The following is a 22661-nucleotide window of genomic DNA, read 5'->3' as shown; positions in this document are numbered from 1 at the left end:
CAATCCCTTCATCGCCATGAACAGAACACCACAGGAGAATGCTATGTCACAGCCGCTTACCCGCGAAACACTGCAACATGTCGCCCCGAAACTGGCACAACTCAGCAATGACGTCTTGTTTGACGATATCTGGCAACGGCCAAACCTTTCTGCACGCGACCGCAGCCTGATTACCGTTGCTGCACTGATAGCGCTGAACCGCCCGAACCAATTGTCCTGGCACCTTGATTTCGCCAGCCGCAATGGCTTGCACCATGATGAACTGGTGGAAGCCATCACGCATCTGGCGTTTTATGCAGGCTGGCCTGCCGCTGTCTCGGCGCTGGAATGCCTGTCACAGGAGGGATAAAACATGCCGTTTACCCGCATTATCGTTCAGGCTGGGCGTCCCTCGCATGAATTGCACCAGATTGCCGACCTGTTTCATCAGGCATTGGTAGAAGAATTTGACGTTCCCGCCGATGACCGCTTCCAGGTTATCGAAGAACAACCCGCCGGGATGTTGCATTACGCATCGCATTACCAGGCCGGTACGCGCTCCGAACGTTACACGCTCTTTCACATTACGGCAGGCAAGCCACGCAGCCGCGAGCAAAAACGCGGTTTTTACCAGCGATTGCAACAGTTGTTGCACACGCAACTCGCACTGCCACCCGATGATGTGATGGTCGTTATCCAGTTCACCACGCCGGACGACTGGAGTTTCAGCCGTGGCGTCATGTATCAACAGGAGGCATGATGATCGTCATGCAATACAGTTTTGTCCTGCCAGCGGACTACGATATGGAAACCATCGAACAACGCATTGCCAGGAATGGGGCGAAGCTGGATGGGTTTGCCGGATTACTGTTTAAAGCCTATCTGTACGCAAAACGTCACGATCCGGATATTCCCTCGGTTGCCAACCTGTACGCACCGCTTTATGTCTGGAAACACAGTCAGGGGATGGCGGCGTTTCTGCAAAGTCCCGGTTTTGCCGCGCTGACGCGAGACTTTGGCTGGCCGCAGATCGATTGCTGGCTGGCGGGCAAAATACCGCAACCCAGCGAGGTGAAAGCGGGGGCTATCGCTCAGCGTGTCATCACACCGATTCCGTCTTATAGCCACCTGCCGGACTGGCTGAGTGGCGACACGCAAGCGATGTTAATGGCATGGGATGTCAGCCACTGGCGTCAATTGCAGATGGATTTTTTGCCCTTGCCCGCGGCTGCCACCACGGCGGATGACAGCACACAGCGCTACCGTATCGGTTACGTTGCCTGTTGAGGGCATCGCTATATCATCAAGATTCAGCTACCGGCGGGGTACAACGCTGCCCCGCCGTTTCACACGGCATGGTGATAGACCGCTTCGATGTTGTAGCCATCGGGGTCACGCACAAAAGCGGCATAATAATCAGGATGATATTGAGCACGCACGCCGGGCTGGCCATTATCCACCCCACCCGCCGCTACCGCTGCGGCAAAAAAGGCATCGACCCCGGCTCGTGATTCGGCACTGAAAGCAAAATGTGTTGTCGGCGGTGATGACAGCTCACCTTGAAAAATCCAGAATTCACCACCCGGATCGGAAGACTGCCCATATCCCATCAACACGCCAAAGCTCACGGCGAATTTCATGTCTTTGACCTGCTCATAACCGAGTGGCTTTAACGCCTGTTCATAAAACTGACGGCTACGCCGTAGATCAGACACTGGAATACTCAAATGATCCAGCATACTTCCTCCCTCTGGCGATTGAGTTCTGTGGTTTTTCGCTCCCGTTCGCATCCTGCACGACGCGGAAGTACCAACATAATCGCGTTAACAGCGAGGAAAGATGATCCAGATCTATAAAGATCGCCTATTTATTCATTAAAAGTGATTTTTTATTTATCCATCACCACCATGACATCACTGCCACTACCCCTTGCTCCATTGCCAGAGAACAGCAACCTGCGCAGATGTGGCGGCGTTAGTGCTCACCCCTCATGCTTTGTCGCTTTGTCGTACCCCAGGCGGCCGATAAACGGCAAGCGCAAGGCTGGCGGGTTGAAATCCACGCCCAGATTGGCGCTTAATATATTGATTTCGATACCCTCCTCCGCACCTACCGTCAGGCCCAATATGCCCAGTAACGATACCTGCAACCCCCTTCCTGACGGCGGTAATCCAACCGGGTGTGTCAACGCGCGGAAATCCTTACCGATGGCATTGGCTGGCAGATCCAGTTTCAATTCAGGGACTTCGCGGCCAATATGCGCCATAAAGGTATTGCTATTCGGGCCGGGCCAGGCGTGATAAGTATGCGGCCAGGGATAGCTGCTAATTGCCGCTTCTATTTTCGGGATCATCGCGGCGGCTCCCGCCCCACGATGTTCAACCAGTAGCCGCGGCATTGAACCGAACCAAAACCCGTCAGGCACGGAATCGTTACGACGCACGACATCATCGCCACCCCAGCCGATCACTTCATAACGTTGGTAACGGGTTTCACCGGCTTTTTTAACGATGATCCAGGGGTGAACCGCCACCAGGCCGCGCCAGCCGTAAGTAGGTGCGGTATAGACCTGTACGATGGCAATATGACTCAACGCCACAGGATCCGGCGCAATACCGGCAGAATCACGCCGTGCCGTCCAAACCCCTTGACTGGAGAAACGCGCCTTCTCTTCGCTCCATGAAACTTGTGCCAGACTGCGCCCAAACGACAACACCACGATGGCGATAAAAACGAAACCCAATACTTTGAGATAATTCATCGATGCGGTTTTCTCCAGAAACAGGCGGGCAAGTGCACGGGCAAGAGTGCAATGGTCATGGCGATAACCATCATTGCGATAACCATCATTGCGGTAACATAGAGTGCCAGGCACCAATAACCAAGAGAAAAATCATTGATGAATACTGAGATAGCGTTATCCGCCAGCCAGCAAAATAGCAATATTCTGCGCCTTGCCACCGCTCAGGCGCTGGCGGGTGCCAACTCAGTTGTCTTTTACACCACGGGCGCGATTGTCGGTAATGCCATTGCCCCTGACAGCACGCTGGCGACACTGCCGATAACGGTGTTTGTTTTGGGGATGGCGGCGTGCATTTTGCCGTTCGGGGCGCTGGCCAAAAAGCAGGGCCGCAAAGCCGTGTTTATGGCAGGGACAGGAGCCGGTATCGCAACGGGGCTGACGGCCGCGTTGGCGGTCGTCATTGGCTCTTTTTGGCTGTTTTGTCTGGCCGCATTTATGGGCGGAGCCTATGCCGCAGTAGCGCTCTCGTTTCGTTTTGCCGCGACGGACGGCGTGGCGAAAGAGCGGCGGGCACGTGCCCTTTCTCTGGTCATGGGCGGCGGTGTGCTGGCTGGTGTTATCGGTCCGATGCTGGTTACCAGCACAATGAATTTCTGGCCTCCTCATACCTTTGCCATCACCTTCATCGCGCAGGCGCTGGTTGCTGCCGTATCCGCGCTGGTGCTGCTTGGCGTCACCTCACCCGAACCGGTAGCACATACCCAAGCCGGTGGCCGCCCGCTGCGTGATATTGTTCGCCAGCCCGGTTTTTCCCGCACGGTATTTAGCGGTGCCATTTCTTATATGGTGATGAATTTTCTGATGACGGCAGCGCCACTTTCCATGCACATGCACGGCATTTCCCAACACGCTTCGAATCTGGGTATCCAATGGCATGTGATTGCTATGTACGCGCCAGGCTTTTTTACCGGCAAACTGATCCATCACTTCGATGCCAGACGTGTTGGCGCAGCGGGTTTAGTTATCACCGGGTTGTCAGTCATGGCAGGGTTGGCCGGAACGGATGTCATGCATTACTGGCTTTCGCTGATTTTACTGGGCATTGGCTGGAACTTTGGTTTTACCGGCGCGTCGGCGAAAATCATCGACTATCACCGCCCGGAGGAAAAAACGCAGGTGCAGTCGTTTAACGATTTCATCGTCTTTGGCGTCATGATCGTCGGGTCATTCTCCTCCGGCGCATTGCTGAACCTTTTTGGCTGGAATGCTGTACTGTGGGGCTCGCTGGTGCCGGTGATAGCAGCCTTTCTGGCCTCGGTCATCGGGAGAAAAAACCCTGCGCCATAACCCTAACGGGAAGACCGCGACGTAATGGTGGTCAACATATTAAGACAAATTATTTAACCGAATTGTCCAGACAAATCCGCCATCAGGACTTATAAGAGTAGTGAGGGCCACGCGCTGCGACTATCGCGCGCGCCTGCCCCGCTTCATTCAATGCGAAAATATTCGTAATATATTAAATAATATAGTTTCAGCGGATGCCCTCTATGTCCTACTCCATCGGCGAATTTGCCAGACTTTGCGGTATTAACGCCACGACGCTCAGGGCATGGCAGAGTCGCTACGGTCTGCTCAAGCCGCTGCGCACCGAAGGTGGGCATCGGTTATATAGCGATGCGGATGTCCAACAAGCGCTGAAAATCCTCGACTGGGTAAAAAAAGGGGTTCCGGTCAGCCAGGTCAAACCATTGCTGGAACGCCCGCAAGCGCGGCGAAGCAATAACTGGGCGACCTTGCAGGAAACGATGCTCCTGCGCCTTAAAGAAGGCCGCATCGAATCGCTGCGCCAGCTTATCTACGACACGGGCCGCGAATACCCCAGGCCGGAAATGGTCGATGAGGTGCTACGCCCGCTACGACGCCAGGTATCGGCCAATACCCCCGCTATGATGACGCTGCGCGAAATACTCGATGGCCTGATTATTTCCTACACGTCGTTTTGCCTCGAAGGTGACAGAAAAGCGCCTGGCGACAATTACCTGATTGGCGGCTGGCAATTGACCGACCCGTGCGAAATCTGGCTGGAAGCGCTAAAACGTACCGGACAGGGTCACCGCATCCATGTCCTGCCGCTCTCTCCTGCCATACCTGCACCGGAAATTTTCCCGGACAGACAATGGTTACTGGTCACTAGCGGGAAGCTCACCGTGGCGCGAAAAAAGCAAATCGACAAGTGGCGTGAACACGTGGCGTCACTGGAGATTATCTTATTACAGGCCACCTCAGCCGCGTAAACGCTGCCTTACCTCGTATTAAAAAACCCTGCCGCATTCGTCTACCGCCAGCGTTTCACGGTTAACGATTCACGTGGACAGGGTATCCCCCGACAAGCCACCTCTCATCACCCATCAAGATCATCGGTTATGGTGTAAATTTAATTTATTGATTTTAAATTGATATTAAAATTAATTTCGAAAAAACTTAGACAAAAATTTAAGTTTGTGTAAGTTTTATATCTATACCATGTTGATTCAGGATTGCCCGCGACAAGGGTAACGCGCATGAGCACACTACAACCTGTATTCGATGAGTTTGCTGACTTTTATGCCTCGCTGGCTACCCAACCTCTGGAGAGGCTGTCTGCGCTCTATCACCCGGATGCGGTACTGACCGATCCATTTGGACAGCATCAAGGGCTACCAGCCATCCAGCGCTATTTCTCGTATCTGCTGGAAAACACCCGCTACTGTTATTTCATCGTTGATGCCCCGCTCTTCGACATCGGGCGCTTCGCCGTGAGCTGGACGATGCACTGGTCACACCCGCGTATCGCAGGTGGAAACATGTTGTCTTTGGCCGGCTGCTCCCTCATCGATGTAGAACACCAACACAACCATCAACACCATCAACAAGCCCGTATCACATATCAGCGTGATTACTACGACGCCGGAGAAATGCTCTACGAACATCTTCCGGTACTGGGGTGGGCGCTTCGCCACGTGAAGAAGAAGGTTCGTTCATCATGACAACCGTACTGATTACCGGTGCCAGTTCGGGCATTGGCGAAGCGCTGGCGAAATCCTTTGCTGATGATGGCCACACCGTTATTGCCTGCGGCAGAGATATCGAACGCCTGAGCGCACTGAGTCAGTACAGTCCGCATATCACCATTCGTCAATTCGATATGACAAATAGTCAGGCTTGCCATGCGGCACTGGCCGATTGCCGCGTCAATCTGGCCGTGCTCTGCGCCGGTACCTGTGAATATATCGACAACGGTGTTATCGACCCGGAACGGGTATCACGGGTTATGAACACCAATTTCATCGGCCCAATCAATTGCCTGTCAGCCTTGCAAAGACAACTGGATCCCGGCAGCCGTGTGGTGCTGGTCAGTTCCATGGCGCACTGGCTCCCCTTCCCGCGGGCGGAGGCATACGGCGCGTCGAAAGCCGCGCTGAGCTGGTTTGCTGAAAGCCTGCGGCTGGACTGGGAACCCAAGGGCATCGCCGTCACCGTCGTTTCGCCAGGCTTTGTCGATACCCCGCTTACCCGTAAGAACGATTTTTCGATGCCCGGCCTCGTCACCGTTGAACAGGCAGTAACGGCGATACGACGCGGCATTACGGCAGGGAAATCACATATCGCCTTTCCAGCCGGGTTTGGCGCACTACTGCGTCTGCTGTCGTGGCTCCCCGGCATCGCTCAACGCGCACTGCTGCGCAGGATGGTAAGACCATGAAAATCGCTATTATCGGCAGTGGCATCGCCGGGTTGACCTGCGCATGGCGGCTGGCCGGGCACCATGACGTCATCATGCTGGAAGCAGGCCCCATCCCCGGTGGTCACACCGCCACGGTGGATGTCACCACGCCCTCGGGTACCTATGCCATCGATACCGGCTTCATCGTCTATAACGATCGCACCTACCCACGCTTTATGGGGCTATTGAGCGAATTGGGTATCAGCGGGCAGAAAACGGAGATGAGTTTTTCGGTGCATAACCCGGCGAGTGGGCTTGAGTATAACGGCCACTCACTGCGCTCACTGTTTGCGCAGCGCAGCAATCTGGTTAACCCCCGATTTTGGGGGCTGTTAAAAGACATCGTCCGGTTTAATCGTCTGGCGAAACAGGCGGTGACGCAACCAGTCGGTGATGACGAAACACTGCACAGCTTTTTGTCACGCCACAAATTTAACGCCTTTTTCGCCCGTCACTATATTTTGCCGATGGGGGCGGCGATCTGGTCCTCTTCCTTGCAGGAAATGCGCCGTTTTCCACTCGCCCTGTTTTTGCGCTTTTTTGAAAACCACGGGCTGCTGGATATTACGCAGCGCCCTCAGTGGTACGTGGTACCCGGCGGCTCACGGGAATACGTTCGCGCCCTGCTCAACCAGTTGGAAAACCGCTTCACGCTTTGCGTCAACTCACCGGTGCAACGCGTCGTACGCCACGACCAGGGGGTGGATATCTGCCTGGCGGACAACACCATGACCGTCGATCAGGTGATTTTCGCCTGCCACTCCGGGCAGGCACTCTCCCTGCTTGATGAACCCAGCCGCGAAGAGACGGAGATTCTGGGGGATATCGGCTGGCAACGTAACGAGGTGGTACTGCACAGCGATAAACGCTGGCTACCGGTGCGGCCCGCCGCCTGGGCCAGTTGGAACTATCGCCTGCCTCACGACGATCAGGCCAGCGCCTGTGTCACCTATAACATGAATATTTTACAAGGGTTGCCGGAAGGCAGCCCCTTGTTCTGCGTCACCCTCAATCCTGATGCCCCGATTGATGAACGCGATGTGTGGCAGCGCTTTGTCTATGAGCACCCACTGTTTACGCCGAAAAGCTGGCGGGCGCAGTCACGGCGCGCCGAAATTAACGGCCAGCGACGTAGCTGGTTTTGCGGGGCCTACTGGTACAACGGATTCCACGAAGATGGAGTACGCAGCGCGCTGGATGTGGTTAAGGGCATCGCTGATGGGAGGAACGATGAATAGCTGTCTCTATCCCGGCGTGTTGCGCCACCGGCGTTGGCAGCCGCGCGTACATCAGTTTTGTTATGACGTCTTTCTGGCGTATCTGGATCTCGACGACCTGGATAATCTGCCGTCATTAGGCATCCGCCGTAATCAATTTGCCACCGTCGCCTTTTACGACAGCGACTACCCGCTGGGTACGCCGCTCAAAGAAAACGCCCTGAATCGGCTGGCGGCACTGACCGGTGAACACCCTGACGGCAAAGTGATGCTGTTAACCCAGTTGCGCTATCTGGGCTTTCATTTTAACCCGGTGAACTTTTATTACTGCTTTGACGCCAGCGAAACCCTGCGCTGGATCCTGGCTGAAGTGCGCAACACCCCGTGGAATGAACGTCACTATTACGCGGTTAACGCGCAAGAGACCCGCCCCATCGCCAAAGCGTTTCACGTTTCTCCGTTCAACCCGATGGATATGGTCTATCACTGGCGGTTCAACTGCCCCGGTAAAACGCTGCATATGCATATCGAAAATCATCAAACCGTGGATGAAAACCAGCGGGATGAAAAAGTATTCGATGCCACGCTGACGCTATCGCGTAAGCCATTAACCCCCCTGCACTTGCGCCAGATGCAAATTAGCATCCCCGTCATGACACTGAAGACCGTGGTGGCGATTTACTGGCAGGCGCTGTTGTTGTGGCTCAAGCGTGTGCCAATTCATAACCATCCCACCAGCAGGAGTGAACGCTCATGACTGACCCCGTTTTTGCGCTTGAGTCCGATGTACCGCGCACAGCAACGATTCGCTTTGCACGCTGGCTGTTGTTCCGCCTGTTGGCGGGTATACAGCAAGGGTCGCTGACCCTCCACGAAGGCAACCAGAGCGTTCATTTTGGTGATACCGCCTCGCCCCTGCGTGCCGAGGTCAACATCCTTTCACCCGGCATTTACGCACGCCTGCTGACCGGCGGTAGCATCGCAGCGGCGGAGTCCTGGATGGAGGGTGAGTGGGAAACCGATCAGCTCACCGAACTACTGCAGATCATGGCTGCGAATGCCGGGGTGCTAAGTCGGTTGGAAAATGGCTTTCGTGTGCTGGGCCAGCCCTTTCAGCGACTATGGCACTGGACGCGTCGCAATCGTCGCCAGCAGGCACGCGAGAACATCGCCGCCCATTACGATCTCGGCAATACGTTTTACCAGCAGTTTCTTGATGAAGGACTGCTCTATTCCAGCGCGTTATTCACCCCCGACACGCCGGATCTCGCCAGTGCGCAGCAAGCCAAAATGCGGCGTTTGTGCGAAGAGCTGGCACTGACGCCGGACGATCACCTGCTTGAAATCGGCACCGGCTGGGGAGCGCTGGCGGAGTTCGCGGCACGTCATTACGGCTGTCGGGTCACGACCACCACACTCTCTCAGGAGCAGTATCACTATGCGCTAGCACGTATCGCCCAGGCAGGCCTGCAAGACCGGGTGACGGTGCTGTTGTGCGACTACCGCGATCTCACCGGTCAGTTCGACAAACTGGTGTCCGTCGAAATGATTGAAGCAGTCGGCAAAGCGTTTCTGCCACAGTTTTTCAAGACCTGTCAGGCACGCCTGCGTCCAGGTGGGAAAATGGCGATTCAGGCCATCACCATTCAGGATCAGCGCTATCACGATTACAGCAAGAGCGTTGATTTCATTCAGCGCTACATTTTCCCCGGCGGCTTTTTACCCAGCGTCACCGCCATCAGTTCTCTGATGACGCGCCATACCGATTTTGTACTGCGTAACCTGTTCGATATGGGCCCGCACTACGCCAAAACACTGGCACACTGGCGACAGCGCTTCCTGCTGGCCTGGCCGGAAATAGAACGGCTGGGGTTCGACACCCGGTTTCGTCGCATGTGGTTGTACTACTTCGGCTACTGCGAAGCTGGATTTAACGCGCGCACCATCAGCGTGGTGCAATTGACCGCCGAGCGGGTGTGACATGCAGGCGCTACGGATAAGCAGGGAGGCAACGATGAAACCGCGTGTGCCCTTGCTGGCCTGGCTGGTTGCCGCGCTGTATCTCACCTCAGCACAGGCCGCCGACTGGACACACTGGCGCAACGTCGGCGACGCGACGCTGCGCTTCGGCCCGTTTGCGGTCTATCGCTCGCAGTTGCGTACGCCAGATGGGCGCTACAGCGGACTGCAACAGGATCAGGCGCTGATTATTACCTATCAGCGGCATATCGACAGTGAAACACTGGTCGATGCCACGCGTGAACAGTGGCAGGCGCTGGGAATTCTGGACAGAGAACCGCAGAGCGAAGAATGGCTGCACATGCTGGCGCAGTTATGGCCCAGTGTGGATGACGGGTCGCAACTGGCTTTTGTGACCAGCAACCGGCAAGGGCAATTCTGGTATCGCCCTTCCTCGTCGCAGGGCCAGTTTATGCCGCTTGGCCCGGTTCAGCCCGCCGCGTTTAGCGCGTGTTTTCTGTCTATCTGGCTGAGCCCACAGACCCACTATCCCGAATTACGCCAGCAATTACTTGGGGGTGAACGATGAAACGCTTTTTGCTCTTCGTATTGACGATGACGATGCTGCTCACCGGTTGTAGCACAGACATCACCGACTACCGTAGCCAGCAGCCACGCTTCGATCTCTTCCACTATTTTCAGGGCCAGACGCAAGCCTGGGGAATGGTACAGGACCGCCACGGTAAACAACTACGCCGCTTTCACGTCGCCATTCGTGGTGATGTCGCGGGCGATACGCTGACACTCAACGAACAATTTATCTATGACGACGGTGAACGCCAGCAACGCGTCTGGCATATCCGCCGGGTGGGCGATGATCGGTATGAAGGCACTGCAGGAGATATTGAAGGGGTTGCCTACGGCCAGGCATCAGGCAATGCCTTTCATTGGCAGTACAGCATGAACGTCAAGGCAGACGGCGCAACCTGGCTGCTCAACTTTGATGACTGGATGTTCCAGCAAGACGACAGCCACCTGTTCAATAAAACAGAAATGACGAAATTCGGCCTCACCGCAGGTTACGTCACCCTGTTTTTTAGTAAAGGGGCAACGCCATGAACAATCACTCAGAAAACAATCACGCCATCAACAATCACACGAATCATGCCATGACAGGCAGCATCGACAGCAAACCCGTTCTGGGTATTAGCGCCTGTCTGACTGGCTCAGCGGTACGCTTTGACGGCGGGCATAAACGGCTGCGTTTCGTGATGGATGAACTGTCGCCGTGGATAGTGTTCAGGCCCGTCTGCCCGGAAATGTCTATCGACCTGCCGGTTCCTCGTCCGGCGCTGCGCCTTATTCAGACCACCAGCGGTGATATCCGCATGCGCATGAGCCATGACACCCAGCAAGACATGACGGAAAAAATGCACGACTTCACCGCCCGGTATTTGCCCACGCTCGGGAATCTTGCCGGGTTCATCGTCTGTGCCAAATCCCCCAGTTGCGGTATGGAACGGGTAAGACTGTACGATGAGCAAGGCCACCGTGGCCGTAAAGCAGGCGTTGGGTTATTCACCGCCGCCCTGATGAAAGCCTACCCCTGGCTTCCTGTCGAGGAAGATGGCCGCCTGCACGACCCGGTATTGCGCGAGAACTTCGTCGAGCGTTTGTTTGCGCTGCATGAGCTTAACCAGCTGCGTGCCGGTGGATTAACCCGCCACAACCTGCTGGCATTCCACAGCCGCTACAAACTCCAGTTGCTGGCGCACCATCAGGCTGGTTACCGCGAGATTGGCCCTTTTGTCGCCCGCCTTCACGAGTGGGACGACCTTGATGCGTTTTTCATTGCCTACCGTTACAAACTGATGGCAATCCTAAGACAACCCGCTTCGCGTAAAAACCATACCAACGTGCTGATGCACATTCAGGGCTATTTCCGTAAACAGCTCAACAATCGCCAGCGCGCAGAGCTGCGCGAGGTGATTATCGGCTATCGGGCAGGACGCTTGCCCATTCTCGCGCCGATCACACTGCTGAAACACTATCTGGCGGAACACCCTGACAGTTACCTGTTGACACAAAACTATTTCGACCCCTACCCGCAAGATTTAGGATTGCGTTTAGCGGTTGCATGATTATCAATCGCAAACTTATCAATAACATACTTACCAATAAGCAGAAGGTTGCTGGCCGTCAAGACATGGCGGCCAGGAAACGAGTCAGGTCACACTATCGCAACACCTGCAATTTAGAACCTGACGAGTATATGATGTCGTGATCACTGCCAAAAAAGAGAACGTGCTATGCAACATATCATTGAGGGTTTCCTCAGCTTTCAAAAAGATATATTTCCTCAACGCAAGGAACTCTTCCGCAGTCTGGCGTCCAGCCAGAATCCTAAAGCGCTGTTCATTTCCTGCTCCGACAGCCGTCTGGTACCAGAACTGGTTACCCAGCAGGAACCCGGACAGCTGTTCGTTATCCGTAACGCCGGTAACATCGTGCCTTCTTTCGGTCCGGAACCCGGCGGGGTTTCCGCTACGATTGAGTATGCGGTTGTCGCGCTGGGTGTTACCGATATCGTCATCTGTGGTCATTCCAACTGTGGAGCGATGAAAGCCATCGCCTCCTGTCAGTGCCTTGACCCGATGCCCGCCGTGGCACACTGGTTACGTTACTCGGACGCCGCGAAAGCAGTGGTGGAGAAAAAAACCTGGGATAATGAAATCGATAAAGTGAATGCGATGGTGGAAGAAAACGTCATCGCACAGTTGAATAACATCAAAACCCACCCTTCCGTCGCTGTCGGACTGCGTGACCATGCACTGCGCCTGCATGGATGGGTATACGACATTGAGAGCGGGGTCATTCGCGCGCTGGATAAAAACAGCAAGACATTCGTTTCGCTGGCTGAAAACCCGCACGTTTATTTCGAATAACCCTTCTGGTCGTCAGTAAACTTGCCCTGCGGCCTGCCGGCCCAGGGCATGAATCGCCCCGCTGTCCTCTTCCTCATATTCATCCATAAAAAAATACAAAATCAAAAACACCGAAATATAATTATTCATACTGAAAAAAGCCGCTTTAAATAATCGCACCCGCCAGCAAACCTTCTTTTATTATCGATTTAATTGTTTCATAAAAAAAATACAAAAACGAGACAGACAGATAAAACAACATCATAGGAGGAATAACACAACGATAGGATATATCTCATATATAACTACTGACATATCACTGTCATTATGACATTCAATGATACTCATTAAAAATACACATAAAAAAACAGAATAAGTCCCGTAGCGCCTGTTATCGCATTTTATTTTATAAAAAGTGAGTGGAGTTATTTTCAATCGTTATATCCATTAACACGATGGTCTCCACTAGCACGATAGTGATCAGCATTTTCATGCCAATATCAGGAGCATCACGTATATGTCCATCACGTATATGTCACTGTATCGAAAAGCCTTCAATACATATTATGTAGCCAATGCCATCGCGCACGGTTACCCTTGGTCTGTCATTCGTCGCGGGATTATCCCCCTCCTGGCGTTACTCTTGGTTTATACCCTGGCTGTAGAAGCAGAACCGTTCAATAGTGTGGTGGTTTTTGGTGATAGCCTGAGTGACGCGGGGAACCTCTCGCAGGCGTTAGGGCTTGGTGTTTCCCGATTTACGACCAACCCCGGTGAAAATACAGTGATGTATGTTGCCGATGGTCTGGGCCTGTCTGCGACCGACTCCACCTCAGGTGGAAATAACTATGCCTGGGGTGGTGCGGGTATTCTCAATAATTATTCGTTGGGTGTTTTTTTCTCACCAACCATTCAGTCTCAGGTTGACAGTTATCTGAAAAACAATCGAGCCAGCGCATCAACACTTTATCAAATGTGGGGTGGCTCTAATGATATCTATGCCATTTATGAGTCAGCTCCCTCAACGGCCACGTCGGAAATTATCCCGGTCGCCAATGCTGAACTGTCACTGCTGAATAATCTGTATGAAGCCGGTGGGCGATATGTCGTGGTATATAACCTTCCCAATCTTGGCGCGACACCGGATGGTGTCAGTCACAATCTGCAAAATAAATACCGTGAAGTGGTTAATCAATATAATCAGACATTAAATGCCGGACTTGCCACATTAAGCCAGCGGGGGCTCAATATCATCCCGGTCAATACCTATGCCATTCTCGCTGAAATCATGGCCAACCCGTCAGCCTATGGCATTATCAACACCAGTAGTGGCGCGTGTAATGCTCTCTCCTCCCTTATCTGTGAACCTGGCGATTACGCCAGTGGTACGGAAAATACCTATCTTTTTGCTGATACGGTCCATCCCACGACCGGGGGGTACAAGATGCTGGCCAGCATCGTACTCTCTGAAATTGCCGCACCCGGTAAAATTTCATTACTGAGTAAAGGCCCACTCGCCGCCACAGCGTCCCAGTACCGTTTATTGCACAATGAAATTCTGGCTGATACCAATGCCAGTGACACACGGGTATTTGTGAGTGGCGATGACAATCATGCTGGCTCAAGCAGTACCTCACCGTCCAGCACAGGAAATAATCGCTTTATCTCCCTCGGCGGTGACATGAAATGGGGCGAGAATCTTAACACTGGCGTAGTGGTAACCCAGTCTCACCAACGCACGAACGGAGATGACGCGGGCTACACACTGTATGACAGCAGCCTCGCACTTTACGGAGTTTATCATCAGGACCACGCCTGGCTGAGTGCATTTGCCAACACCGGACGTTCCAGCTTCGATAATGCTTATCGCACCCTGCATATTGGCCCGGCTAATCGTCGGGAGTCTGGCTCAGTAGACGGGTATCATGTTGGCGGTGGTATTAATGGTGGCTGGTGGTTCAATCTGGGCCACGTCAAAACCGGCCCCTTTGCCCGTCTTGAACGTCAATTCGTTAAGGTCGATGGCTACAGTGAACGCGGTGATGACAGCTCCGCCATGTGGTTTTCATCACAACATCGCCAATCTCTGGTTTCCAGTCTTGGCTGGCGAGTGCAGGCGTTATGGAACCTGTCTGGTTTAGGAATCAGCCCTTTTGCAGACGTGGCCTGGAATCACGATTATATGACCCATCCCCCACAGATAACGGCCGGGCTGAATACCATGAACGGTGCTTTCACGATGCCAGGTGCGGCTTCAGAGAAAAACTGGGGCACGGCCAATGCCGGGATCGCGGTCGATATCACCCCCCAATGGCATACCTGGTTGCAGTATTCCAGCCAGTTTGGCGGTAATACCCGAAAAGAGGACTATGGCGTCAGTGCCGGTCTGGCCTATGCGTTCAAATAAGGCTCCAGCCCGACGCGCTCACGCCTATCACCTCTATTACGAGTACGACACCGCCCATCGGCTGGCCGGCTGGCACGATAACGACCAGACCTGGGCGCGCTACGAATACGACGCACAGGGGCGCTGCGTCTACACCACCTGCGCCGACGGTTTCCTGACCGCCCGCTTCGATTACCTGCCCGACCGGGTGGTGATGACCGATGGCCTCAGCCAGCACTGGCCCAATCACATCCCTGCTTTTGTCATTCGATACACATTCTCATTTCTTCTACGGCAGAAGTAAGGTATATCAACGGGACGACCAAAGTAACCATCAGATCAGGATGAGACGAGACATGTTTTCAAAATACTATGACGTTGAAGATAGCCATATCGATTTCCAGGGCGTCGTCGATGGCCTCTATTACCCATTCTATATGGAATGGACGCGCCACGCGTTCATGAAAGAATCGTTGGGTATTGATATTGAAGAGGAATTTAAACAAGGAAAAGTCTACATGGTGCTTGAGTATTCCCTGCGTTTTCGTAAAAGCCTGCAAAAAGGTGACCGGTTAGAGGTTACCTGCCAGTTAGAAAAAAATGAGAAGCGTAACCGCGTCAACTTCGTTCAACACATTAAAGTTGATGGCACCACGTATGCAGAAGCCACATTTGTCGCGACCTGCCTGAACAATGGACGTCCGTCCATGCCTGAAGCCGTAACCAATGCGCTAGCGCTGTAATAGTTCCCTGCAGCCTCCTTCACTAAAGTGGGTGTGTGAGGAGGCGACAGACCATGCCCAATGGTACTCGTCGAAGAGACAGAATCGTTCCGATCCGTCATTGATATCTCTGCTCCCACGCTGGTATAGAGGGTGCCGGAAGCACCGCGCGGGGTGTTTCCAACACTGGATTTCAATACCGAACAGTACCCGAAGCAACGCACCATCCAATCGATGTGGGAAAACCAGAACCAGCCTTTTGATATTAAGCAGGGCTGCATTTTCATTTCCCTGCTGCGCATCGTGCCTAAACGGTTTTTTTTATCAGTGTGCTGCTACCAGTGCGTGCGCCACCAACGCTACCGTGGCGGAAAGTACCATCAAAAATTCCATGGAAAAAACCGTGCTTCCCGTTGCTAACCGCTGCCAGAAAGTGCCAGATACAAAAACAAAAAAGCCCGCAGTTACGCGGACTTAGAGGTACTTTACTGCTTTTACGTGCAGGCTGTTGCCAGACGTGGAATCATTCCCACTCAATCGTTGCTGGCGGCTTACCAGAAACGTCGTATACCACGCGGGAGATACCGTCGACTTCGTTGATAATACGGTTGGAAACACGGCCGAGGAATTCATACGGCAGGTGCGCCCAGTGCGCGGTCATGAAGTCGATAGTTTCGACTGCGCGCAGCGAAACAACCCAGTCATATTTACGACCGTCACCCATGACACCAACGGAGCGTACCGGCAGGAACACCGTGAACGCCTGGCTGACTTTGTCATACAGTTCCGCTTTGTGCAGTTCTTCGATGAAGATGGCATCGGCGCGACGCAACAGGTCGCAATACTCTTTCTTCACTTCACCCAGCACACGCACGCCAAGGCCCGGTCCCGGGAACGGATGACGGTACAGCATGTTATACGGCAGGCCCAATTCCAGACCAATCTTGCGTACTTCGTCTTTGAACAGCTCTTTGAGCGGCTCAACCAGACCCAGCGCCATATCATCCGGCAAACCACCGACGTTATGGTGCGATTTAATCACATGCGCTTTGCCGGTAGCGGAAGCGGCGGATTCGATCACATCCGGATAAATAGTGCCTTGCGCCAGCCATTTCACATCGGTCAGCTTACCGGCTTCTTCATCGAACACGTCAACGAAGACACGACCGATGGTTTTACGCTTGGCTTCCGGGTCATCAATACCCGCCAGAGCTGACAAGAAGCGCTCTTCCGCCGGAACATGCACGATGTTCAAGCCGAACTGGTCGCCAAACATTTCCATCACCTGTTCGGCTTCGTTCAAACGCAACAGACCGTTGTCCACAAACACACAGGTCAGGCGCTCACCAATCGCACGGTGCAGCAACAACGCCGTCACCGACGAGTCAACCCCACCAGACAGGCCAAGAATCACCTTATCTCCACCAACCTGCTGACGGATACGCTCAACGGCATCGTCGATGATTTTGGCCGGTGTCCACAGCGCTTCACACTGGCAAATATCACGGACAAACCGCTCCAGCATGCGCTGGCCTTGACGGGTGTGGGTCACTTCCGGGTGGAACTGCACGCCATAGAAGCGTTTTTCTTCGTTCGCCATGATGGCATACGGGCAGGTATCGGTACTGGCAACGGTGACGAAATCCGCCGGAATAGCGGTCACTTTATCGCCGTGGCTCATCCATACGTCTAACAATGGTGCACCGCTGGCGCTGACAGCATCCTGAATGTCGCGAACCAACGCACTGTTGGATTTGACTTCAACCTGAGCATAACCAAACTCACGCTCGCTGGAACCTTCCACTTTGCCGCCCAGCTGCATCGCCATGGTCTGCATGCCATAACAGACGCCCAGTACCGGTACACCAGCCTGGAAAACATACTCCGGCGCACGCGGGCTATTAAACTCGGTGGTACTTTCCGGGCCGCCGGAAAGGATGATGCCATTCGGGTTGAACTCGCGAATTTGCGCTTCGGTGACATCCCATGCCCACAGTTCGCAGTATACGCCCAGTTCACGTACGCGACGTGCCACCAGTTGCGTGTATTGCGAGCCGAAATCCAGAATAAGAATGCGATGTTGATGAATGTTTTCTGTCATGAGAGGCGTATTCCACTACGGAGCGAAAGAAAAATTGAACCCGGTAAGTTTACCGGGTTCGTAACAGTAAATCAGCCGGTAAGCGCTTAGCCCATACGATAGTTCGGCGACTCTTTGGTAATGGTCACATCGTGGACATGGCTTTCCTGAATACCGGCACCACTGATACGCACAAATTCAGCCTTGGTACGCAGCGCATCAATGGTCGCACAACCGGTCAGGCCCATGCAGGAGCGCAAACCGCCCATCTGCTGATGCACGATCTCTTTCAGGCGGCCTTTATAAGCCACACGACCTTCGATACCTTCCGGTACCAGCTTGTCAGCCGCATTGTCAGACTGGAAGTAACGGTCGGACGAACCTTTAGACATCGCACCCAGCGAGCCCATGCCGCGGTAAGATTTGAACGCACGGCCCTGATACAGTTCGATTTCACCCGGCGATTCTTCCGTACCCGCCAGCATGGAACCGACCATCACGCAGGCGGCACCCGCGGCGATCGCTTTGGCGATATCGCCAGAGAAACGGATACCACCGTCAGCAATCACTGGAATCCCGGTACCCTCCAGTGCGTCGACTGCATCCGCAATCGCCGTAATCTGCGGTACGCCCACACCGGTTACGATACGGGTAGTACAAATAGAGCCAGGACCAATCCCGACTTTCACGGCACTGACACCGGCTTCGGCCAGCGCACGCGCACCGGCACCCGTCGCGACGTTACCACCGATGATCTGCAAATCCGGGTATTTGGCACGGGTTTCACGAATACGCTGCAACACCCCTTCAGAATGACCGTGTGAGGAGTCAATCAGCAAGACGTCCACGCCAGCGGCAACCAACGCGTCAATACGCTCTTCGTTACCCGCACCCGCACCGACTGCCGCACCAACACGCAGACGGCCGTGCTCATCTTTACACGCGTTCGGTTTACGTTCCGCTTTCTGGAAATCTTTTACTGTGATCATCCCAACCAGACGGAACTGCGCATCCACCACCAGCGCTTTTTCGATACGGCGCTCGTGCATTTTTTGCAGCACGACGTCGCGCGCTTCGCCTTCTTTGACCGTCACCAGACGTTCTTTCGGGGTCATTACCGCGCTGACCGGGCGGTCCAGATCGGTAACGAAGCGAACGTCACGACCCGTGATGATACCGACCAGCTCATTACCGGTCGTGACCACCGGATAACCGGCAAAACCGTTACGTTCGGTGAGCGCTTTGACTTCACGCAGTGTCGTTTCTGGCGTTACCGTCTGCGGGTCAACCACCACGCCGCTTTCATGGCGTTTTACGCGGCTCACTTCTTCCGCCTGACGCTCAATGGACATGTTCTTATGGATGAAACCAATGCCGCCTTCTTGTGCCAGCGCAATTGCCAGACCAGATTCGGTCACGGTGTCCATGGCGGCAGACAGCATAGGAATGTTCAAACGGATACGTTGAGTCAGTTGTGTGCTCAGATCAGCCGTGTTGGGCAGAACGGTGGAATGGGCAGGAACGAGTAGAACATCATCGAAGGTCAGTGCTTCTTTAGCGATTCGTAGCATGGCAATATCTCACCGGGATTGAGGATGGGAATTAGATAAAATATTGCCGCGGCATTATACAGGCCGAAATCGATTGCCTCCAGCATTTTTTTATAAAAACGCTTGCGAACGGCCCATTGACCGGTAGTATTGATGGATTAACTCTCTGTTTTATTATTTGATCCGGGTCACAATGTCTTCATTGCCGTCATCCGCCATATTTACCGTCAGCCGCCTTAATCAGACAGTAAAACAGTTGCTGGAAGGTGAGATGGGCCAGATTTGGCTGTCCGGAGAAATTTCCAATTTTTCCCAACCCTCCTCAGGACATTGGTATTTCACGCTCAAAGATGAGCGCGCTCAGGTGCGATGCGCCATGTTTCGCACCAGCAACCGCCGGGTGACCTTTCGGCCGCAAAACGGACAACAGGTGCTGATTCGCGCCACCATCACACTATATGAACCGCGTGGCGACTACCAGTTGCTGGCGGAAAGCATGCACCCGGCTGGGGATGGGTTACTGCAACAACAGTTCGAACAGCTGAAACAGCGTTTGTCGGCCGAAGGGCTATTTGACCAACACTACAAACAACCACTTCCCAAACCCGCCCGTCAGGTTGGTGTGATTACGTCTGCCAGCGGTGCGGCATTGCATGACATTTTACACATTCTACAGCGTCGTGACCCGTCGCTACCGGTCGTCATCTATCCGACAGCGGTACAAGGTGTGGATGCACCGGGTCAGATTGTGCGGGCTATTGAGCTGGCTAACCTGCGCGGAGAGTGCGATGTGCTGATCGTCGGTCGCGGCGGCGGCTCACTGGAAGACCTGTGGAGTTTCAACGACGAACGGGTGGCACGGGCCATCTTTGCCAGCCGAATCCCGATTGTCAGCGCGGTCGGCCACGAAACCGATGTGACTATTGCCGACTTTGTGGCAGACCTGCGAGCGCCGACGCCTTCGGCAGCCGCAGAACTGGTCAGCCGTAACCAGTTGGAGCTGCTGCGGCAAATTAACGCCCAGCGCCAACGGCTGGAAATGGCGATGGATTATTATCTGGCACAGCGCCAACAGCAATTTGTCCGGTTACAACATCGATTACATCAGCAGCATCCACAACTCCGTCTGGCACGGCAGCAAACCCAACTGATTCGGCTACGCCAACGTCTGGATGACGCAATCCAATTGCAACTGCGCCAACAAACGCGCCGTCAGGAACGTCTCGCCCAGCGTTTGCAGCAATACCAGCCACAGTCACGATTGCATCGCGCCCAACAGCAGATACAGCAGCTACGCTACCGTCTGCATCATGCGTTGGAAAAGCAACTTAGCCAGTATAAACAACAGTTTGGTGAAGCCTGTTCTCATCTCGAAGCCGTCAGCCCGCTGGCGACGCTGGCCCGTGGCTACAGTGTCACCACCACTTCGGACGGCAAGGTCATGAAGCAAACGGTTCAGGTCACCAAAGGCGATAAACTAAAAACCCGGTTACAGGATGGCTGGGTCGAGAGTCAGGTAACTGAAATAAAAAAAGAATCTACTAAACCACGTGCAAAACGTCAGCCGAAAAATATTCAGTGATTAGGCTATACTTATCGTGTCGTAATTGTGGTAGATCAGTGTTAATCATATGTTGCACCATACTGTCAGGCATAAGGAGATGAAGTATGCAATCCGCCCGTAGCATCATTCCGCCCTACATTCTGCATCGCATCATTAATAATGGATCAGATGAAGAGCGTCGTTGTGCGCAACACACTCTGATGCACGTGCAATCTCTGATGGTGGCTCCGGTCGTCCATCCTGATGAGCATGAGGAGCGCCCCGCGGGTCAGGTACAGCGCGACATCTACGATGCCGAGCACCAGCAGGCGTTACCGGGCAAGCGGATTCGGGCAGAGGGTCAACCAGGAAACGGGGATGTTGCTGCTGATGAAGCCTACAATTATCTGGGTATCACCTACGACTTTTTTTGGAAAATATTTGGTCGCAACTCACTGGATAATAAAGGGTTATCGCTGACCGGCAGCGTTCATTACGGTAAAGATTACCAAAATGCCTTCTGGAATGGACAGCAGATGGTATTTGGCGACGGCGACGGTAAGATTTTCAATCGTTTCACTATCGCACTGGATGTCATCGCCCATGAGCTGTCGCACGGTGTGGTAGAAAGCGAATGCAATTTACTGTACTTCCGCCAATCCGGTGCACTCAACGAATCGCTCGCCGACGTATTTGGCTCAATGGTCAAACAATACTACCGCAACCAGAAAGTACAGCAGGCAGACTGGATTATTGGCGAAGGGCTACTGGCCGAAGGTATTGACGGTAAAGGGCTACGCTCGCTGTCCCGACCCGGCACCGCCTATGACGATTTGCTGCTGGGTACCGACCCACAACCCGCCCATATGCGTGACTTCGTCAACACCCGTGAAGATAACGGCGGTGTGCATCTGAATTCGGGGATCCCCAGCCGTGCCTTCTACCTCGCCGCAATGGCGCTGGGAGGCTATTCCTGGGAAAAAGCCGGTCAAATCTGGTATGACACCGTGTGCGACAAAGAGCTACCGCAGAACGCCGATTTCTCCATCTTTGCCAGATTTACCGTAGAGCACGCGAAGCGGCGCTTCAATGAAGCGGTTGCTGACGCCGTGCTGCGAGCCTGGCATCAGGTTGGGATTGATACGGGAATCATCAATGAACACGAACAGGAATAACCTGCCGGATTTAACGGACGATGTGATTATTGAGCTGGCACGCGAAGGTGGTTTCGCCTGGGTTCCCAGACTGGCTGGCCCGCGGCGCTTCGCGCTGGCAGATGTACCCTCTACACAAAAAGAAAAAATCCGTGCCGTGCTGGATGACGCGTTGTCTGCAGCACAGGAGCCAGGTCAACCTGGTTCCCCTGGTCGTGGTGATCAGTTCTATTACCGAATCCATATTCACTACTGCAATACGCAGGATAGCCGCCAGGCAGACTGGATAGTGCTGCTCCCTGAACAGCATGCGTCATCCGAACTGGAAGCCCTATGGCGTAATGGACTGGATGACGAGCTAATCCCCTGACAGCGACAGCGGCTGATAACGTCTCACCACGCGGGAGCGCGAAATCAGGCCGTGACCGTTGGCACACAGATAGTTTTCTGCACCACAGGCACGTAGCACCTGTAATGGCTGTTCACATTCCGGGCATAGCGTCAGACGAAGAAAATCACGCTGGCACGCCTCGCAATAATACTGGTCGTTGTGGCTGTGTTGAGCGCCATGATGTTGATCGCTCGCGCGCCATGTCATCGGTTGCTGACAATCGGGACAATAAGCGTCCATCGTATCC

At 53.9% G+C, this 22661-nt stretch carries 25 protein-coding genes; 20 read left to right on the top strand and 5 right to left on the bottom strand.

The annotated features are described in order from the left end of the window. Window positions 1-43 precede the first annotated feature (43 nt). Genes LF929_RS05640 through LF929_RS05630 form a run of 3 tightly spaced genes read left to right on the top strand, consistent with a single transcriptional unit; the run spans window position 44 to window position 1266 of the window. A complete protein-coding gene (locus LF929_RS05640) occupies window positions 44-349 on the top strand; it encodes a carboxymuconolactone decarboxylase family protein (protein ID WP_019844869.1) in 306 nt (101 codons plus the stop codon). A gap of 3 nt (window positions 350-352) precedes the next feature. Then, window positions 353-739, top strand: a complete 387-nt coding sequence (locus tag LF929_RS05635; protein ID WP_038908718.1) for a tautomerase family protein — start codon at window positions 353-355, stop codon at window positions 737-739. Then, on the top strand, window positions 736-1266 hold the full coding sequence (locus tag LF929_RS05630) for a DUF4865 family protein (RefSeq protein WP_226092692.1): 531 nt from the start codon (window positions 736-738) through the stop codon (window positions 1264-1266). The genes LF929_RS05635 and LF929_RS05630 overlap by 4 nt, the downstream gene beginning before the upstream one ends. A 59-nt stretch (window positions 1267-1325) precedes the next feature. Here LF929_RS05630 and LF929_RS05625 read toward each other — a convergent pair whose 3' ends face one another. Together LF929_RS05625 and LF929_RS05620 are read right to left on the bottom strand one after the other, a co-directional pair. After that, window positions 1326-1718, bottom strand: coding sequence for a VOC family protein (locus LF929_RS05625; RefSeq protein WP_210174088.1), 393 nt, complete (start codon window positions 1716-1718; stop codon window positions 1326-1328). A 242-nt stretch (window positions 1719-1960) separates the two neighbouring features. Continuing rightward, entirely contained in the window at window positions 1961-2740 is a 780-nt protein-coding gene (locus LF929_RS05620) for a DUF3750 domain-containing protein (RefSeq protein WP_038905213.1), read from the bottom strand. 138 nt (window positions 2741-2878) lie between these two features. Here LF929_RS05620 and LF929_RS05615 point away from each other — a divergent pair, with 138 nt between their 5' ends. The 14 genes from LF929_RS05615 to LF929_RS05550 all read left to right on the top strand — a co-directional run bounded on the left by LF929_RS05615 (window position 2879) and on the right by LF929_RS05550 (window position 15717). Next, the gene (locus LF929_RS05615) at window positions 2879-4069 is read left to right on the top strand and encodes an MFS transporter (RefSeq protein ID WP_226092691.1); all 1191 of its coding nucleotides are present in this window, start codon (window positions 2879-2881) and stop codon (window positions 4067-4069) included. A 203-nt stretch (window positions 4070-4272) separates the two neighbouring features. Beyond that, window positions 4273-5019, top strand: coding sequence for a MerR family transcriptional regulator (locus tag LF929_RS05610; RefSeq protein WP_038905220.1), 747 nt, complete (start codon window positions 4273-4275; stop codon window positions 5017-5019). A 267-nt stretch (window positions 5020-5286) separates the two neighbouring features. Continuing rightward, window positions 5287-5751, top strand: coding sequence for a nuclear transport factor 2 family protein (locus LF929_RS05605; RefSeq protein WP_038905221.1), 465 nt, complete (start codon window positions 5287-5289; stop codon window positions 5749-5751). Beyond that, entirely contained in the window at window positions 5748-6467 is a 720-nt protein-coding gene (locus tag LF929_RS05600; protein WP_038905222.1) for an SDR family NAD(P)-dependent oxidoreductase, read from the top strand. Before LF929_RS05605 ends, LF929_RS05600 begins: the two co-directional genes overlap by 4 nt. Next, on the top strand, window positions 6464-7726 hold the full coding sequence (locus LF929_RS05595; protein ID WP_226092690.1) for an NAD(P)/FAD-dependent oxidoreductase: 1263 nt from the start codon (window positions 6464-6466) through the stop codon (window positions 7724-7726). Before LF929_RS05600 ends, LF929_RS05595 begins: the two co-directional genes overlap by 4 nt. Continuing rightward, entirely contained in the window at window positions 7719-8462 is a 744-nt protein-coding gene (locus tag LF929_RS05590; RefSeq protein WP_226092689.1) for a DUF1365 domain-containing protein, read from the top strand. Before LF929_RS05595 ends, LF929_RS05590 begins: the two co-directional genes overlap by 8 nt. After that, the gene (locus tag LF929_RS05585; protein ID WP_019844858.1) at window positions 8459-9685 is read left to right on the top strand and encodes a cyclopropane-fatty-acyl-phospholipid synthase family protein; all 1227 of its coding nucleotides are present in this window, start codon (window positions 8459-8461) and stop codon (window positions 9683-9685) included. The genes LF929_RS05590 and LF929_RS05585 overlap by 4 nt, the downstream gene beginning before the upstream one ends. A 34-nt stretch (window positions 9686-9719) precedes the next feature. Continuing rightward, window positions 9720-10253: a hypothetical protein gene (locus LF929_RS05580; RefSeq protein ID WP_226092688.1), complete on the top strand. Its 534-nt coding sequence runs from the start codon at window positions 9720-9722 to the stop codon at window positions 10251-10253. Beyond that, complete coding sequence (locus LF929_RS05575) at window positions 10250-10783, top strand: DUF3833 domain-containing protein (protein ID WP_012885682.1); 534 nt, start codon at window positions 10250-10252, stop codon at window positions 10781-10783. Before LF929_RS05580 ends, LF929_RS05575 begins: the two co-directional genes overlap by 4 nt. Window positions 10784-10845: 62 nt before the next feature. Next, the gene (locus tag LF929_RS05570; RefSeq protein WP_038909641.1) at window positions 10846-11805 is read left to right on the top strand and encodes a DUF523 and DUF1722 domain-containing protein; all 960 of its coding nucleotides are present in this window, start codon (window positions 10846-10848) and stop codon (window positions 11803-11805) included. Window positions 11806-11973: 168 nt separating this feature from the next. Beyond that, window positions 11974-12609, top strand: a complete 636-nt coding sequence (locus LF929_RS05565; RefSeq protein ID WP_038905228.1) for a carbonic anhydrase — start codon at window positions 11974-11976, stop codon at window positions 12607-12609. 496 nt (window positions 12610-13105) lie between these two features. Next, window positions 13106-14995 (top strand): autotransporter domain-containing protein, encoded by a 1890-nt coding sequence (locus LF929_RS05560; RefSeq protein ID WP_226092687.1) that lies wholly within the window; start codon window positions 13106-13108, stop codon window positions 14993-14995. After that, window positions 14982-15278, top strand: a complete 297-nt coding sequence (locus LF929_RS05555) for an RHS repeat domain-containing protein (RefSeq protein ID WP_226092686.1) — start codon at window positions 14982-14984, stop codon at window positions 15276-15278. The genes LF929_RS05560 and LF929_RS05555 overlap by 14 nt, the downstream gene beginning before the upstream one ends. Window positions 15279-15330: 52 nt before the next feature. Next, window positions 15331-15717 carry a thioesterase family protein gene (locus LF929_RS05550; RefSeq protein WP_226092685.1) on the top strand — a complete coding sequence of 129 codons (387 nt, stop codon included), beginning with the start codon at window positions 15331-15333 and terminating at the stop codon, window positions 15715-15717. Window positions 15718-16219: 502 nt separating this feature from the next. Here LF929_RS05550 and guaA read toward each other — a convergent pair. Both guaA and guaB read right to left on the bottom strand, forming a co-directional pair. Then, window positions 16220-17797, bottom strand: coding sequence for a glutamine-hydrolyzing GMP synthase (guaA, locus tag LF929_RS05545; protein ID WP_038905233.1), 1578 nt, complete (start codon window positions 17795-17797; stop codon window positions 16220-16222). Window positions 17798-17883: 86 nt separating this feature from the next. Then, complete coding sequence (gene guaB, locus LF929_RS05540; RefSeq protein WP_019845942.1) at window positions 17884-19347, bottom strand: IMP dehydrogenase; 1464 nt, start codon at window positions 19345-19347, stop codon at window positions 17884-17886. A gap of 172 nt (window positions 19348-19519) precedes the next feature. On the opposite strand from guaB, the gene xseA reads away from it, so the two are divergent. From xseA to LF929_RS05525, 3 genes are all read left to right on the top strand, one after another. Then, window positions 19520-20908 carry an exodeoxyribonuclease VII large subunit gene (xseA, locus tag LF929_RS05535; protein ID WP_226092684.1) on the top strand — a complete coding sequence of 463 codons (1389 nt, stop codon included), beginning with the start codon at window positions 19520-19522 and terminating at the stop codon, window positions 20906-20908. Between the two features lie 86 nt (window positions 20909-20994). Then, complete coding sequence (locus LF929_RS05530) at window positions 20995-22044, top strand: M4 family metallopeptidase (protein WP_038905235.1); 1050 nt, start codon at window positions 20995-20997, stop codon at window positions 22042-22044. Further along, the gene (locus LF929_RS05525; RefSeq protein ID WP_210174075.1) at window positions 22025-22393 is read left to right on the top strand and encodes a protealysin inhibitor emfourin; all 369 of its coding nucleotides are present in this window, start codon (window positions 22025-22027) and stop codon (window positions 22391-22393) included. Before LF929_RS05530 ends, LF929_RS05525 begins: the two co-directional genes overlap by 20 nt. Here LF929_RS05525 and LF929_RS05520 read toward each other — a convergent pair. Next, window positions 22382-22654: a zinc ribbon domain-containing protein gene (locus LF929_RS05520; protein ID WP_226092683.1), complete on the bottom strand. Its 273-nt coding sequence runs from the start codon at window positions 22652-22654 to the stop codon at window positions 22382-22384. The genes LF929_RS05525 and LF929_RS05520 overlap by 12 nt on opposite strands. Window positions 22655-22661 lie beyond the last annotated feature (7 nt).

Origin of the sequence: Dickeya oryzae (genome assembly GCF_020406815.2) — a bacterium.
In the GTDB taxonomy this organism is placed as follows: Bacteria; Pseudomonadota; Gammaproteobacteria; order Enterobacterales; family Enterobacteriaceae; genus Dickeya; species Dickeya oryzae.
This window is presented reverse-complemented; position numbering and strand designations above follow the sequence as displayed.